Annotated in this window: 14 protein-coding genes; 7 read left to right on the top strand and 7 right to left on the bottom strand. The window is 43.3% G+C overall.

Annotated features, from left to right (window positions below; translation table 11 throughout):
• Nucleotides 1-1498 precede the first annotated feature (1498 nt).
• Nucleotides 1499-3496 carry a hypothetical protein gene (locus tag ADM98_RS01580; protein WP_053451951.1) on the bottom strand — a complete coding sequence of 666 codons (1998 nt, stop codon included), beginning with the start codon at nucleotides 3494-3496 and terminating at the stop codon, nucleotides 1499-1501.
• A gap of 214 nt (nucleotides 3497-3710) precedes the next feature.
• On the opposite strand from ADM98_RS01580, the gene ADM98_RS01575 reads away from it, so the two are divergent.
• Together ADM98_RS01575 and ADM98_RS01570 are read left to right on the top strand one after the other, a co-directional pair.
• Nucleotides 3711-5249, top strand: coding sequence for a hypothetical protein (locus ADM98_RS01575; RefSeq protein ID WP_053451950.1), 1539 nt, complete (start codon nucleotides 3711-3713; stop codon nucleotides 5247-5249).
• On the top strand, nucleotides 5246-5512 hold the full coding sequence (locus tag ADM98_RS01570) for a hypothetical protein (RefSeq protein WP_053451949.1): 267 nt from the start codon (nucleotides 5246-5248) through the stop codon (nucleotides 5510-5512). The genes ADM98_RS01575 and ADM98_RS01570 overlap by 4 nt, the downstream gene beginning before the upstream one ends.
• Before the next feature lie 110 nt (nucleotides 5513-5622).
• Here the strand turns inward: ADM98_RS01570 and ADM98_RS01565 are convergent, their stop codons facing one another.
• From ADM98_RS01565 to ADM98_RS01540, 6 genes are all read right to left on the bottom strand, one after another.
• Entirely contained in the window at nucleotides 5623-6141 is a 519-nt protein-coding gene (locus tag ADM98_RS01565) for a DinB family protein (RefSeq protein WP_053451948.1), read from the bottom strand.
• Nucleotides 6142-6217: 76 nt separating this feature from the next.
• Nucleotides 6218-7123 (bottom strand): helix-turn-helix transcriptional regulator, encoded by a 906-nt coding sequence (locus ADM98_RS01560; protein WP_053451947.1) that lies wholly within the window; start codon nucleotides 7121-7123, stop codon nucleotides 6218-6220.
• A 550-nt stretch (nucleotides 7124-7673) separates the two neighbouring features.
• Nucleotides 7674-7919 (bottom strand): DUF2164 family protein, encoded by a 246-nt coding sequence (locus tag ADM98_RS01555; protein WP_053451946.1) that lies wholly within the window; start codon nucleotides 7917-7919, stop codon nucleotides 7674-7676.
• Nucleotides 7920-8034: 115 nt separating this feature from the next.
• Nucleotides 8035-8448, bottom strand: coding sequence for an SRPBCC family protein (locus tag ADM98_RS01550; protein ID WP_053451945.1), 414 nt, complete (start codon nucleotides 8446-8448; stop codon nucleotides 8035-8037).
• A 110-nt stretch (nucleotides 8449-8558) separates the two neighbouring features.
• Entirely contained in the window at nucleotides 8559-9338 is a 780-nt protein-coding gene (locus ADM98_RS01545; protein WP_053451944.1) for a hypothetical protein, read from the bottom strand.
• A 1265-nt stretch (nucleotides 9339-10603) separates the two neighbouring features.
• Nucleotides 10604-10945 (bottom strand): DUF3139 domain-containing protein, encoded by a 342-nt coding sequence (locus ADM98_RS01540; RefSeq protein WP_053451943.1) that lies wholly within the window; start codon nucleotides 10943-10945, stop codon nucleotides 10604-10606.
• Between the two features lie 286 nt (nucleotides 10946-11231).
• Here ADM98_RS01540 and ADM98_RS01535 point away from each other — a divergent pair, with 286 nt between their 5' ends.
• The 5 genes from ADM98_RS01535 (at nucleotide 11232) to ADM98_RS01515 (ending at nucleotide 14955) form a co-directional block, all read left to right on the top strand.
• Complete coding sequence (locus ADM98_RS01535; protein WP_053451942.1) at nucleotides 11232-11477, top strand: hypothetical protein; 246 nt, start codon at nucleotides 11232-11234, stop codon at nucleotides 11475-11477.
• A gap of 501 nt (nucleotides 11478-11978) precedes the next feature.
• A complete protein-coding gene (locus tag ADM98_RS01530) occupies nucleotides 11979-12365 on the top strand; it encodes a GntR family transcriptional regulator (RefSeq protein WP_053451941.1) in 387 nt (128 codons plus the stop codon).
• Nucleotides 12358-13038: an ATP-binding cassette domain-containing protein gene (locus tag ADM98_RS01525; protein ID WP_053451940.1), complete on the top strand. Its 681-nt coding sequence runs from the start codon at nucleotides 12358-12360 to the stop codon at nucleotides 13036-13038. Before ADM98_RS01530 ends, ADM98_RS01525 begins: the two co-directional genes overlap by 8 nt.
• Nucleotides 13035-13853 carry a hypothetical protein gene (locus ADM98_RS01520; protein ID WP_053451939.1) on the top strand — a complete coding sequence of 273 codons (819 nt, stop codon included), beginning with the start codon at nucleotides 13035-13037 and terminating at the stop codon, nucleotides 13851-13853. The genes ADM98_RS01525 and ADM98_RS01520 overlap by 4 nt, the downstream gene beginning before the upstream one ends.
• A 19-nt stretch (nucleotides 13854-13872) precedes the next feature.
• Nucleotides 13873-14955, top strand: coding sequence for a hypothetical protein (locus ADM98_RS01515; RefSeq protein WP_053451938.1), 1083 nt, complete (start codon nucleotides 13873-13875; stop codon nucleotides 14953-14955).
• Nucleotides 14956-14963: the final 8 nt, after the last annotated feature.

Genomic DNA, 14963 nt, shown 5'->3' with positions numbered 1-14963 from the left:
AGAAAAAAGTATGCGCCGGCGCATACTTTTTTCTGTTCCTTGTAGTGCATTCGATAAAAAGGATGTATCCATGTCGAAGGACTATATCAATCCGAGTCTACGCCTGGAGATAAGTCATCGTTCGTCTGATGTGTCACGTCCTGACTTCATGAATCCACTGAAATGGATGGAGTCACGATCATCCTCACTACGTCTAGTGGAGACGACGATAGGTAAGGGTTGCCTGCGAGCATGACCCAGGAATACCCGGATGGACGAATCCCTTCTGATGATGTTTCACGTGGAACGAGATGACGTGAACCGTAAAACGTCCTCGTGAGGAAAAAAGCTTCGATCATCCATAAGGATTCATTGATGGAGCGATATACATGAGTCGGAATCATCCTCGACTAGCTACCCGACATCTGAGGTGAAAAGTATGCGCCGGCGCATACTTTTCATAAATCTTTCACTGCATGACAGATAGGACTCAGCATGTCCGTGTGACTGATGCTCGACGAAAGACACAATGACTCAAGACGACCACGGAATCGAAAGGGTCGGACTCGGATATCGATAGTCAAGCCATGGACCACGCTTTTTGGGGAAGGGATTGTAAATCGGTTCTGCATGGTTGCCATCGGATAGGTAAGAGAGCGGAAAGTATGCGCCGGCGCATACTTTCCATAGGATCAAATGATTTAGGTTAGGAGTGTCCGATTCGAAAGGGTGAGTCATGAGGCAGACGATACACGAAGTTGACGGAGCGTGGTCGTGGAACGATTAGAGGAAAAGTGGCAAATCTCCATTCGTATACCTATGATCGATAAAATCTCGTACGGTTAATCACATCGGTCTTTATCGGAAACGTCTCACAAGGAACGATAGAAAAAGTATGCGCCGGCGCATACTTTTTCTTATTTCACGTACCATATTAGTCTTTGGTGTTTCATTGTTCATGGAGTATTGCTGGACCCTGTATCGAGGGCTAGGCACATCATCAATTTATTTTAAGAATCGAGTGAGACGTATGAACGAACCCCCTCTCCGTTAGTCTGATTAATCGAATGAGGGAGGGGATGAGAGACGATGGACAAATAGAGAGAGGGGAGGGCGAGTATGAGGGAAGGACCTGCACGATGTTTCACGTGAAACAAGGTGATGGACTGCGTCGAGTATCTTCGTGATGTCCATGGGCGGAATGAAGTGGGAGTCGATTATATGTGTAGACTGACACGTGGAAATCGGCGAGGTCGATGGGACGTCGTTCAAGGGGGGCGACCGGTCTTCTTTCACGGTCTTAATTCACTAAGCATTTCATGGCGACTGAAAAGTATGCGCCGGCGCATACTTCTCGTCTCATCGTCTCGCCATGAGGCATGCAGGCTGTCCGTACGGTCACGATTGACGTTCCATGATCAACAGTCGGGCAAGGGGATGGAGATGAGTAGGGTCATGCATGCGCCACCGAAAAGGCCGAGAGAGAAGGAAAAAAGTATGCGCCGGCGCATACTTTTTTTTACTTCCCGTCCCCATATACGTGTCGGAAGAAGGAGTCCTTGTCGGAGAAGATCCGCGATAGTTCGTCCGAGACGTATGTTTCAGTCCTCTTGAGGATTCTCATGACTCGCTCCTCCATGAATGGGAAACCGTAACGTTTCTCCAATCGATGAAGATAACCATCGATCGACTCGCCGTCTTCGACGTGTGAGGACAGGAAGTCCTCGACAGTGTGACGGATACGAAATTGATTCCGATAATAGACCTTCCCTCCAGGTATGTCCAGGGAGCGGAGCAGGGGGCTCCTGCGCAACATACTCTCGAAGAAGATGGAATCGAAGCCTAGTCGATAGACCGCGTGGCCTTGTCCTAGACTCGATGCCATCGCTGCACTGATGAACTCCTCGCGTGGAAGCATCTTGAGAAGCCATGGGACGTAGCCCTCAAGGTCCGAAGGGGACAAGCCCGAGCCGATCAACCGGGACACGTGGAGATGGACGTCCGTCTCCACCTCCACGTACGAGACGTCGTCGAGTAGGAGGAGACGGATGTATCGCTCCCAATGGGCATGCGGATGACCACTCGATGAGGAGGCCGCCTCGACCAGGTCCCGGACGTTCACGAAATCCGGACGGGGCCCTATCAGTTCCTCGATGAACTCACGTCTCGTCCTCACCCCCACGGCAATCTCATCACGAGAGAGGACGTGTAGTGCATCCGACCGGTGTTTCCGCCCGAGTATATGTCTCATCTCCATCGGCGACCGGATGTCGAGCGCATGTACCTCAGGGGACGACAGGTCGTAGATGACACGGGGCGTGAACACGCCACGTAGCCCATCCAACTTGGTCGACAGTAGATTGGATAGGGTATCCTTGGCATAGGGGACTCGCAGACGGCGGACGTATCCCTCGGTACGAACAAGATGTGGGGAGGCACGGACGGAGTCCTTCACGAGCGCCTTCGTGATCCCCAGTGCGTCGACATGCCCGTGAGGATTGACGAGGCTGGACATCCGCTTCGCATCCCTGACTATGGTCGTCTCGTCGATGGCGGCGTGACGATCCGCCGTCAGAGAGAGCAGGATGTTCTCGACATCGTAACGTCGGACCATCCCCGTGGCGGGACAGACATACGCCGCACTCATGCGGAGGAAGCGAGATAGTTGACCCGCATCGAGGCTTGCGACGAAATCCTTGGATGACGTCTCCGTTCCCCCGCGCCCATGTAAAAGCTCGAGATAGCGGTCCACGCTTCTCGGGACGGCGAAGACGTCCTGGAACGTGGTGCTCTCCATGGCGTACGTGCCGAACGTCTCACCGTAGAGATGGTTCTCCAGGATCCTCGCGTTCGGCAGTCCCTCCACGAGGGTGCGTAACGACTCGAGGGTCCCCGCGTCGGCCGGTCCGCCCTCTCGGAGATATCGGACCAGGACATCGTCGCCCTCACGTTGCCTGATGACGGAATCGAGCGGGTATAGCTCATCCTCCCCTCCGTCGCCGGGGAAGGGAAGGACACGAAGACCTTCCTTTACATCATCCGTCTGGTTCGCCCGGTTCTCCTCGAACAGTCCGAGCTCCTCGATGGCGCCGATGATGTTCCGATAGAGGGTAGAGGAGCCCTCCCCACGTGTCCGTTCTCGGAACTCGAGGAACGACATCGAAGAGAAATCGACGAGCATGAATCCTCGTCTCAGTAACAGTGACTCGACCGCGGCATACGGGACGGGATGTTCCCAGGATATCGTCAGATGATAAAGATTCGCCCGCCGGCAGAGCTCACGACACGTCTCCGCACCGAAATCATCGACCATCCGGAAGAGGATCCTGGATTTCTCAGGGGACAAGGGGATGTGTCTCCGTATGACCGGGTCCAATACGTCTTCGAGCCTGACGCCAATCTCACATAGAGAACGGAGTGCCGTATAGCCGCTTATGCCCAACGCCTCCATCTCACGTTGCATCAATCCGAACAGCTCATAATCGCTCCATCCTTCTGGGCGTCCAATGGTATTCATGTGAAATCTCCTCCTCATCAAAAGAAGCATTGAGAGACGATACCTTCCATACATCGATTATAAATCGCGGACGATAAGACGGCCATAGCGTACGGATACGGGCGACAAGTTTTTTGGTCCTGACCGTTACTTTCTTCATATAAAGTCATATAATGGATGTATGAGAAAGTATGGAAGGTGTATACCCTCCATCTATGAAAGGATGTCATCAGGAATGTACCAGAACACGAACGACCTTCTATTCCCAGAACTCATAGGGGTGGACCTGGAGGAAATATCGAGAGCATACGGATTGAATCCGGATCTCAACAAGAGCAAGGCACGCCTGACGAACGTGGCGAACCGGATGGTGTGGTCGGTAAAGGACGAATTGGAACGCCTCCGGATAGAGTCCGGAAAGATCGAGCTCTCGATCCGTACGATCAACCTGACCGAGAAGGGGCGACCGATGGAGCTGAAGCCTCTCGATACCATCGACTTCCTGGAATGGGTCGAGAAGCCGTGGGAGGAGAGCCAGATATATCGTCGATTCAAGGAGACGTTGTTCGTCCTGTTGACGTTCCGTACGGACAAGCAAGGACGCACAATCTTCATCGGTGATAAGTTGTGGTCGATGTCGGAAGATGAACTGCAAGGGCCCATCAAGCAATTCTGGAGACGAGTGAAGGATACGACAGTGGAAGGCATCGTCATCACGCCGGTCCAGCAGACGAGCAGGGTGATCATGAAGAACAACCTCCCGAAGCAGCAGGATAACAAGATCCTCCATGCGAAAATCAGAGCATCGAACGCCGCTGACCTTTGCTCGCTACCGGATGGTCGTACGATCTCGAAGCAAGGGATCTGGTTCAATGCCAGCTACATCATGGAGTTGGTGAAGGACATCCATGGACGCGAGACAATCATCCGGACGAAGAAGGGGGAGAGTCGTACGAACCTGGAAAAAAGTCAGGCTGCAACGATTCAGTCCGACCTGAACGAGGACGGCTATCCTATCGATGATTTCATCGACATCATCCGCCGTACGATACCGTCGTATGACAAACGACGACTGACGGCAGCCGATGCGGAGCTGCTCGGATATCGGGTCGATGATCAGCTGGCGATCCGACTACGCCATCCCAGCTCGACGGCGTACCTCAAACAGCTCATCTTCTCGGGCGACTATGTCCGTACCGAGCAACATCGGGTCCTCCGCACGGACATGGCCGGACGATTGTTGAAGAACCTGGAGCGAAATGCACGGCTTATCCTCCTCGACAAAGGTTTCTATATCACCGACCGCTGTCTCTCACGCGCAGGCGTCTCGGAGAAGGACATCGCTGATTACAGGGAATCGGTAGAATCGTATGTAACCGAAGGGGAATTCTTCACGCTCGTCTCGTTGCGGAAGGACGGATTCACTCATCCGCTCGAAGAAATAGGATTCGAGGACCTGTTCTATGAGAGCATCCTTCTACGTATCGGCGTGCTCAAGAGTCTGCGCATCGGGAAGTCGAACGTGTTCATCAAGACACTCAAGAAGCCTCATCCGGATTCGTTCATGGAATGGTTGATGGGGGAGGACGATGTCTTGTCGATGGAGGAACTTCGATCGAGAGCATCTTCGCTGCTGGCCATCTTTATGGCAGAGGATGATTTGATCACCATGGTGAATCGCAGTAACCATCACTACTCTAAAGAATTCGAGAAGGTCTACAGCAGTCACGATGCGTATCTAAATAGCATCTATGATAAGGAGGATTTGTCATGAAACAAATGATGCACTATGTTCTATCGAATGATGGGAATGAATTCGAGCGCGGGAAGATCGAAGCAATCGGAGAGTCTGTCTATGAGATGACAGAATATGTCGTCGAGAGACTTACCTCGCACTTCGGACATCGATTGGAATTTGATTTCGTCGATGTCTCCAATGAATGGACGTTCGTGGCCGAGGACGAGGAAGAAGGCTCCCATACCATCCGTTTCGCTCCCGAAGGAATCCATGCGGATAAGTTCGGCATCGAAGAATGAGGTCGTAAGTTTCTCTGGACGAGTGTATAGACGAAAAAAGTATGCGCCGGCGCATACTTTTTTGTGTTGCTTTTAACATTGCCGATGTGGGATGAGAGGGACCCTGGATTTCATCGACTCTCTTGCTTCACGTCCTCATACCAGAACAAGGAATAATCCATCATGATCGAGGCTTCATCGATTTGCCTGAGCATGGTCGTGATGTTGCCACGATGATAGCTCCCATGATTCGCTACGTGTAGGAGTATCTCCTCGGTAGAGGTCTCCCGAGAGCCGGACCAAGGATTATCGACCATGATGGTATGGTCGAGGTCGGATCGTGTTTCGATGAGCGAACGATATGAAGCAGTCGATTGATCAAATGCGTCCTTAAACTCCGCGACGCTGAATGTTTCTGTGACCGCGAGACGACCCATCGACTCTTGTAACGCCTCCTGCAGCCCTGTGCCTTCTAGGACCTTCAGCCACATCATATCCACCGCATGGACATGACTGATCGTCTTAGTGATGCTAGGATAAGAACTCCTTACTTCCTTAGTCATCACGTCCGCCGGTAAAGAAGCAAGATGATCCAATAATGCCTGCATCGCCCATCCATGATAGTCATACATCGTTTTTCCTGCATCCATTCCAATCTCTCCTCAACTCATATTCTGTAACCTCTTACGATTTTAATTATAAAAAAGGATATATGACAACTGATCGTCATACATCCTCATAAAGATTCACGATTTTTTTTGCTTCATTTTTCAGAACGTCCTGTAGGTAGAGGGGGCTAATGACCACGACACCTGATCCCAGTCCGAGTAGGATTGAAATCAACCATTCCGCATCCAGTGGGACAGGTAGGGATAGTTCCATGGTAAAGCTCCCATCCTCCTCCTGGAACATCGATTGATGTCGAAAATGGTTCAGTACGAGGTTGACCGATTGAGGATGTACACGTAAGGTCACAGACTCTCTCAAAGGGTCTACTAAGGGAGCATCGGGCCGAAGAGGGTGTTTGGTCTCGATTGGTGTTGATAGTTTTCCGAGATTTAGCATATGTGACACCTTGAATTCTCGATAGTCTTCTCTCAGATGACAATATGCATAGAGATACCAGGTTCGAAATTTGTAGTGGAGAGAGAGTGGATCTACCTCCCGGAAGGAACGTTCCTTCCGGGCACTGACGTATTGAAATTGAACCCTTCTCGAGTCTTTTATGCTCCGCTGTAGTGTTATCAAGAAAGATGGATCGATGGTCTGATGACTAAGATTGATATGCATGCTGTTCTCTTGCTCTGCTTTCGTGAGGACGGACAGACGGTCGAGTGTCTTTTCTAAGTCCTTGTCATTCAATTGGTCGGACAGGCTCTTGATTAGTGCCAATACATCCATCATGGAAGATGCATCCAAGAATGTCTTGTCCCATTTATAGTTCTCGATCATGCCGAAACCGCCATTCGTCCCATGATAGGAAATCACAGGAATGCCAGCTGCACTGATTGTCTCGATATCCCGATAAATCGTCCTCTGAGAGACATCCAACTCCTCAGCTAACTGTGAAGCAGAAATGGTTGAGCGATGAAGTAATTTAAAGATGATAGCTAGTAAGCGTTCAAGTTTCAATGTATTCTCCTTTATGTCAAAAACACAGTGGTAGTTTTTTTGTGTTGCTTCTTTCGATTATAGATGATTTATTCTCGTTTGATGATTGAAAAGTACTTTAGTATCTCAAAAACAAAATACAAGACAAAAAGTATGCGCCGACGCGCATACTTTTTGTTGTTTCATTGACGATATGTATGCCGGTCAATGTAAAATTTAGGGTTTCGTACGATAAACAAAGTATGTTAAACTTCAGGTCAATTCAGCTATACATTCTATCTATGGTAAAAGGAGAGTGGAAGAAATGAATCAGGTCTCGTTCTTAGGGGTTTTAGGTAATATCTTTTTTATCATCATCGTTCTCTATTTTATCTACAAAATGATTCAATACATTCGACTGAAATGACTCTCCATTACATATAGCTTAGATTAAATGAGTAAGATGTAATGATTTACAGAAAAAATACTCTATATGATATGTTTTGTGTAATAGTGAATAACAAAAATCAAAAAGCGTGCGCCGGCGCACGCTTTTTGATTAAAGCAGAATGAAATGATGTCTCTATCATCATTATTTAGATAGTGGACGTTCAAGCGTTAACAATTCATCATCTAATGAAGAGAATTGGTTTAACACCGCTGCATGAGCATCCTGAATGCCCACATTGTAAAAATGGACTGCGATGGACTCTTTGATGAAATCGAAAACACGTTCAGCAGCGAACTCAGATAATTCTTCATCACGCTCTTCTAAGAAAAAATCTTGAATGGATTGAATTATTTGTTGTTGCTGTTCAGTATTAAACCGATCGAACATAACGACGACACTCCCTTTAGTTTTATTGCTGTCTTAATGGCCTAAGGAAACTATAAGAGAGCTTGTCTTAAAATCACAGACTATACTTTATCTGAAAAAAATGTACACGCTTTGATTAAAACGTTTTTTTCAATTTTTGCAACATCCCATACCAACCCTGAGACATGAAATTACGGACCTGATCTTGTGGTTGATTTGCCTTTAGGACTAAATCATCAGCATTTTTCCAGCCACCATGATTCACGGCAAAGAGTGTCTCGTCATTCATTGTACTCAAAGAGAAAGTCACAATCCATCCGTCCTCATCCCAACGAAATGATAATTCTTTTTCTGGCAGTACGCTGAGTACTGTGCAGGGAGAGGGACCAAAAGGAGATTGAAGATGAAATTGATACCCTGGACGTGCAATGAGATCGTTCGGCATAAACCATTGTGATAGAGAACGAGCGGTCGAGATTCGATCCCAGACCTCTTCAATAGGAGCTTCAATGGAGACCGAATGATTGATGTCTTCTACAGCTTGATTCATGATATATTACCACCTAATCATTTTTTATTGATTTCATAAAATAAAGTTGGATAAGAAAAAAAGGTACATGTATGAAAAATACCCCATGCGAAAAAGATCTGACAAAGAAATCAGTTCCAATCACAAGCATTCCCGTCGTTATCACGGTCTAAGTCATGAGGATCGTTGGCAGGACCTCCGGCAGCCAGATAAAAATCTTGAGCAGCCTGTGCGCTTGAAAAATCACCACAATCTCGATCTGCGCCATTCGGATCGTATTCTAACTCTGTTGCGACTTCTTCTTCTACATATTCTTCTTCAGGGATTTCCTCGTACTCCTCGTCAGCAAGGTTTTCCGATTCTTCCATCAAAGTTTCAATACTTGCTAAGGATGACTGGAGTTCATCCACTTTCTCTTCGGCCGCGATTCGTGTTGTCTCCTCTTCTTTCAATTCACTTTCAAGGGCAGAACGTTTGTCTGCTTCCTCTTGATAACTTTCAACCGCTTGTAGGCGTAGTTCTTCCTTGCGTGTTAACTCCTCTTTCAACTTTTTTATTTCTTGTTGCTGTTCTTTAAGCTTACGTTCTGTATTTTGCAAAGATGCTTTCAATTCCGTCGCTTCTTTTTTAAATGCAATTATCGTTTTCGAGTCTTGTGAAGAAGACTTGATTTCTGCCTTTTGCGTCTCTGTTCCTTTCACCATATAGATAGAAATCGCAAAAGCGATGAAAACACCTAGCCAAACAACAACCATGGGATATTTGACAGGACTGCGAAGTCTCGGTTTGAAGTAGAAGTATAGACCTAAAATAGTGATAAATAGACCAATGATACTCCAAAAGGTGATGGTAAACAATAAAAGGTATACAATCGCAATCACGACAAGTAAGATTCCTTTTCTAACCTGCATAAGTTCGTCTCCTTTTTAATGAAATGTATACGTTACATTTATTTTACAGCTTAGTAAGAAAAAAACTACTCCAATAAGAATGATTTCCATATTAATTTGTTCCTTGAAATAAAGATATTTTTGTAGAAAAGCTAGGAGGGATTTTTATTTAATAGTGAATAAGGTTGCTCAAAATCTTTTTATGAAAACGGTCAAGATTTAATTTTTAAAAACATAATACTTATTTAGGGAAATGACTAAAGTGATGTAAATAGAATAGAGCTATTCTTTTCTTAACGAGAAGAATAGCTCTATTGCATATCATTAATTTTTAATTATGTTTTAAAAGGTAGTTAGTTGAGACAGCTATTAAGCTGACGTTTAGTAATCCTACTAATAAACAAAATCTTTGAACAGTATTTATTTCAATTAGTTTAGCGATCCAATACGCTGAATCCTCATTCGAAAATTCTATTTTTGAATCGAGCAAATAGGTTCCAAGGGATGGAGAAAGCAATTGAATTAATATAATGACTCCTAAAATAATCAGGTTAGAAATTAAAATGGTTTTAGCATTTTTCATATTAAGTTAGTCATCTCCAGTGGTTTAATATAGATTTTTTATTTTGAGTACTAAATAAAAAAATAAGAATCACTATCTATTCTAAAAACGACTAGAGTTCCTGATCGAACACAGTAGAAGGGATTGAGCGTTATATTTTAGTACACCAGAAAAGAAAATGTGATGGAAAAGCTGAATTTAAATATTGAATTACGACTTGGATTCTTGCTCTAAAAGAGCAAGTGAGAACTCTAACAATCGGAAACGATTGAAACCCTCTATTTACTTATCCTTAAAAAGTAGAGTTTTTTCTCAGGACCTTAATTTTAATTTCCATGTAAACCAAACTAATGTTCGTCAATATGATTATCGTATTTGTCACCTGACTTGATAGCTCTAAGAATGATGAAAAAACAATCAGAACTATTGATAAAAGGAAAAACCTAACCATGTTTTATCTATTCGAAAATTGTTTGTCCATTAAGCGCCTCCCTAACCGAAGTAATCCTAACTTTAATTGTAAAAATATCAAGTAGATCTCTCATGACTAATAGAGAGTAGGAATAAAAGTAAATTCTAAGATTGGTGTAGCGAATGATGTTTTTAGCTTAGCAAGTGACTTGAAGTTTCATTAAATATCTTTATTTAATAGTAAACTTTGATTTAGTGAAAGTATCATTTTTAATGATCTATATAATTGACCTTATTCTCTCTTTGAGAAAATTCAATCAGATGTAATGTATTTTCCTACTTTTTTATCAGCTATTTGTACTCCATCTTTGTAACCGACAACTTCAAAAGGATTTGATCCAGTTTGATGAATTTCATACTCATTATTAGGTTCATCTTTAAACGTAACTTTGGCAAAGTATTCAGCTGTTTTAGAGTCTCGTCGAATTTCTTTTTTCTGAACTTGTCTTTCATAGTTATGTTCTTTGAGATAGAAGTTGATGTTCTTTGTAGTCTCTTGTTTTTTATCGTAATAAAAGCTCTTATAGGCTGATGCCCCTATGATAACAATCCCTACAATCATAAGAATAGAAACGAACAAATATGCCTTTTTCATAATGATGCCCCCTCGAATCAATATAAGATTCTAGGTATTAATGCTAACATTAATATCCAGTTTGATTCATCAGTTACATTATAGAGATTATTTATTAGTACGTTTCAATGGAGGTAAAACCATATTCAATTATCATTACAAGGTGTAAGAAATCAGGGAAAGTATTCTATAAAGCGAAATCTATCGTTCAATTGTAAGTTGGTAATATCCTTTTTGAATTCGAGGAAATTTTAAGAGAAAAGTGTTACATTAATTATTGTTATATATATTGATCGGGGGTATTTCTTTGCGAAAAATCGGCTTTCTTTTTCTATTAGCTAGCTCTTCAAAGCTTTGGTTATCTATATACCTAACTGATTTTTATATGCTCAAGAAGTTAGATGTATATGGTAGTATTGGAGAAAATGGATTTTCAGCAGTTCCAAATCTTGTTTTGTGGATCATTGGGTTAGAGTTCGTGATTGGGATATTGTTGATTATTTCAGGGGAAAAATTGTTTACTATAGAGAGAAAAAAGACGGCAGATATTTAATAAAAAGTCATCAAGTCCTTATGGATTTGATGACTTTTTCTGCAATTACACGCAAAATGACGATTTTTCTAATAAAAACTTTATACATTTCAACTTGAGATAAAGTAGATAGAAGGATGGTTGTATAAACCATGGATTTTTTTATAGAACGTCATTTTGTATCTTTTTATTTAGTGTTATTTCTTAAACCTATTTGTTTTTCTATTACTGAAACATAACTTATCAAAAAATTGTTTGCAGTAAAGTGATTCGAATATTCCGCGGTATCTCTATTTTTCTCAAATCCTTGAATGACGCCATTCAAGGATTTTTTTATTTATGATGCTGACACTCCATTCATGAAGAATCTAAATCACTATGAATAACAGAAAGTGAATCATAGCCAATCTTCTAACAATAAAAAAAGAGTAATAAAAAAACATTGACTTCTCACTGTACTGACCATATCATACAGTTATAAAGTGTATTAGTGTTTTAATACAACATTCATTAAGAGAGGTGATGTTATTGCATTTTGATCAACGTACCCCGATTTATCTACAAGTACTTTATTGGTTTAAAAAACGTATTGTTATGGGCGAATTCAAAAGAGGGGAAAGTATCCCTTCGCGTCGCGCACTGGCAAATGAGCTTAAAATTCATCCGAATACCGCGCAAAAAGTGTATAAGGAACTGGAAGATCAACTGTTGATTACAACTGACCGTAACGTGCCGAGTAAGGTGACGCTGGACCAATCCATCATCGATCGAGTGCGAACAGAACTTCTCGAAAATGCAGTGAAGCAATTTGTGGATTCGATATATGCGATCCAAATTCCATTAGAAGAGGTCATCATTAATTTTGAGAAAGAATACAACATTCGAAAAAGGAGTGAGCTAGATGCTTGAAGTCCGTGGATTACGAAAGTCATATGGTCGAAAAAAGAATGTGTTGAACGATGTATCGTTCACTGTCCCGTTAAATCAACTGACCTGTCTCATCGGATTGAATGGGGAAGGGAAGTCCACCATCTTGAAAGCCATCATGGGCTTAGTCCCAGTAGATACTGGAACAATCAAAGTGGATGGGAAAACGACCCACGATAGCATCGCTTTCGTACCTGATCTTTCTACGATGCCTGGTTATATGAGCGTCGGAGAAGCCGTCGCCTATATGCGCGACTACTATCCGGATTGGGATCAACAAGTAGCAGAGGAACTGATGGGGTTCTTTAAACTGATGGCGACAGACCGCATCGCCAATTTATCGAAAGGGAATAAAGCAAAGGTTAATCTATTGATTGGATTTGCGATGAATCGACCTTACTTACTGCTCGATGAACCGTTGGCTGGGATTGATTTATTTACGAAAGAACAAATTGCGTGGATCTTCTCTAGTCACTATATGGAAGGGAAGGGCATCTTGATGACGACTCATGAGATTGCAGAAGTGGAACATCTCATCGACCGCGTTATTTTTCTTCAGAACGGGATCATCATACAGGAAGATGACTCGGAAGAGATGCGTGAGCTTTACGGGAAATCAGTACAGGATCGAATGAGGGAGGTCTATCAGACATGAAGAAATTCTTTATGCTATCAAACGAGGAAATCAAGCGAAGCTTCAAACTATACCTTTCGATATTGACGATGTTAGTGATTGTTGAACTCACATCGGTCGTATATCAGGTTCTTCATTATCAATCCAAGCTGGAGGATTTGATGAAAAAAGAGCGACTTACGGAAATGGAAGCTGTTGATCAACTGAATGGACCTTTGACGTTTGGCGATGCGACCAACTACTTCAAGTACATGATTGCCATCGGTATCATGTTCACGATTCTATATGCCTTTCAAATTTGGTACCGCGATTGGTATGGCGAGTCCAAGTACATCTACCGTTTATTGATGCTACCGGGTAAACGCATCACAATCCTCTTATCCAAACTGACAACAGTATTGGTATTTGTATGTGGTTTCATGGGCATCCAGTGGATCACGATTCTTCTAAGTCGTCGACTCTACGAATGGTTACTCCCGGAACATTTACAAGCAGCATCAAAAATCATCGGGGAATCAGCTGCGTTGAACATGCTCTATACCTTCAATGTGATCGATACATTCGTCATTCTAGCGCTCGCACTCTTCGTCATCACGATGGTCTTCTTGTTCGTCTTGACGGAGCGGTCCTATCAAAAAGGGAAAGCTTTGCTGACGATCACAAAGGATGTAGCGCTCTTGATCGTACCATTCATTGCATTACGTTACTTATTTGATTTGACTAGCATTCTCATCCCGAATCAACAGGTATTCGTCTATCTTTCCTTTATCCTCATCTATTTTGTATATATAAGTTGGAAATGTGTTCGACTACTGAACCACAAAGTATCTATTTAATCATTAGAAGGAGGAAGTCATGAGACGATATAAGGAAATGATCATCGTAGGAAGCATTGCTGGCGTCACCTTACTCAGTTATTTTGGTTACGCCGTAAGCATTAAAGGATCGGATTATGAAGTCGAGAGTATACGAAAAGAAAATGCAGAAGCTCTTAAAAAAGTAAACATCGAGATTGAAAATGGAGACATCAAGCCTACTCAATACAATATCCAATTGGACGGTCAAATCCATAGTGAGTCGCAGAACTATATCACAGGGTTGTTCAATAGCTACGCTGCAGACTTCCCTGCTGATTTCTATCGCTTTCTTTCTAAGGAAGACGTATTTACTAGTGAAATGGGCTCGCGGACATACGGAATTGAAGTAAAGGCATCTCAGTTGAACTATCATTCTTATGACAGAAGTACACAGAAACAATTTAAAAAGACGCTTTCTCATCGTTTAACGGTACCGGATCGTGAAATGGCTGACATCCGTGTCTTCCATCAAGACGGCATGAACGTATACGTCCAACGGGATGATCATGGAGCAAAGGAAAAATCGACGGTGTTATTACTCAACCTTGCAAAAGGAAAAGTGGAGACGCTTCAATCCAAGCAACTCAAGACTAATCAAGAGCGTCATTATGTGGCAGTGAACGACTATGGAATTGTCTATCGTGAAATCGCATATGATGCGGAAGGGGTAGAAAAAGATAGCGCTTATTATCTAGATAACGGCAAAGGCATCAAACGAATCAAAGCACTTGATGCGTATGCAGCGGAAGGGAACTTTAATGCTGCTGAAAATAGCCAATCACTGATCGCTTACGGCACGTTTGATTCAGAAAAAAGTAAAAGTATCAAATGGAGCACCTATGACTTTAAGACGAATCAAGTCAAGCGACATAAAGTGGAAGGGCAGCATGCTTACCGCTTCAATGGCTCCTATACGATGATTGCGCAGGGAAAGCTATACCATATCGCTAATATCAATGATTCGGATTTCCAAGTCACGGTAGTCGATACGAAAAATGAATCGATTTCGTATCAAGGAATCATCAAAGATAAAAATGCTAAAAAGAATCGTTTGGTACAGGATGTCACTGTATCGGAGTAATCGTGATG

This window comes from Exiguobacterium sp. BMC-KP, assembly GCF_001275385.1.
In the GTDB taxonomy this organism is placed as follows: Bacteria; Bacillota; Bacilli; order Exiguobacteriales; family Exiguobacteriaceae; genus Exiguobacterium_A.
Note: the sequence above shows the minus strand (reverse complement) of the source record. Positions and strands in the feature narration are given on the sequence as shown.

Bases quoted from the DNA above. Each gene is read 5' to 3' on its own strand.
- ADM98_RS01580 (WP_053451951.1), bottom strand. From the start codon at position 3,496: ATGAATACCATTGGACGCCCAGAAGGATGGAGCGATTATGAGCTGTTC.
- ADM98_RS01575 (WP_053451950.1), top strand. From the start codon at position 3,711: ATGTACCAGAACACGAACGACCTTCTATTCCCAGAACTCATAGGGGTG.
- ADM98_RS01570 (WP_053451949.1), top strand. From the start codon at position 5,246: ATGAAACAAATGATGCACTATGTTCTATCGAATGATGGGAATGAATTC.
- ADM98_RS01565 (WP_053451948.1), bottom strand. From the start codon at position 6,141: ATGGATGCAGGAAAAACGATGTATGACTATCATGGATGGGCGATGCAG.
- ADM98_RS01555 (WP_053451946.1), bottom strand. From the start codon at position 7,919: ATGTTCGATCGGTTTAATACTGAACAGCAACAACAAATAATTCAATCC.
- ADM98_RS01550 (WP_053451945.1), bottom strand. From the start codon at position 8,448: ATGAATCAAGCTGTAGAAGACATCAATCATTCGGTCTCCATTGAAGCT.
- ADM98_RS01545 (WP_053451944.1), bottom strand. From the start codon at position 9,338: ATGCAGGTTAGAAAAGGAATCTTACTTGTCGTGATTGCGATTGTATAC.
- ADM98_RS01540 (WP_053451943.1), bottom strand. From the start codon at position 10,945: ATGAAAAAGGCATATTTGTTCGTTTCTATTCTTATGATTGTAGGGATT.
- ADM98_RS01530 (WP_053451941.1), top strand. From the start codon at position 11,979: ATGTTATTGCATTTTGATCAACGTACCCCGATTTATCTACAAGTACTT.
- ADM98_RS01525 (WP_053451940.1), top strand. From the start codon at position 12,358: ATGCTTGAAGTCCGTGGATTACGAAAGTCATATGGTCGAAAAAAGAAT.
- ADM98_RS01520 (WP_053451939.1), top strand. From the start codon at position 13,035: ATGAAGAAATTCTTTATGCTATCAAACGAGGAAATCAAGCGAAGCTTC.
- ADM98_RS01515 (WP_053451938.1), top strand. From the start codon at position 13,873: ATGAGACGATATAAGGAAATGATCATCGTAGGAAGCATTGCTGGCGTC.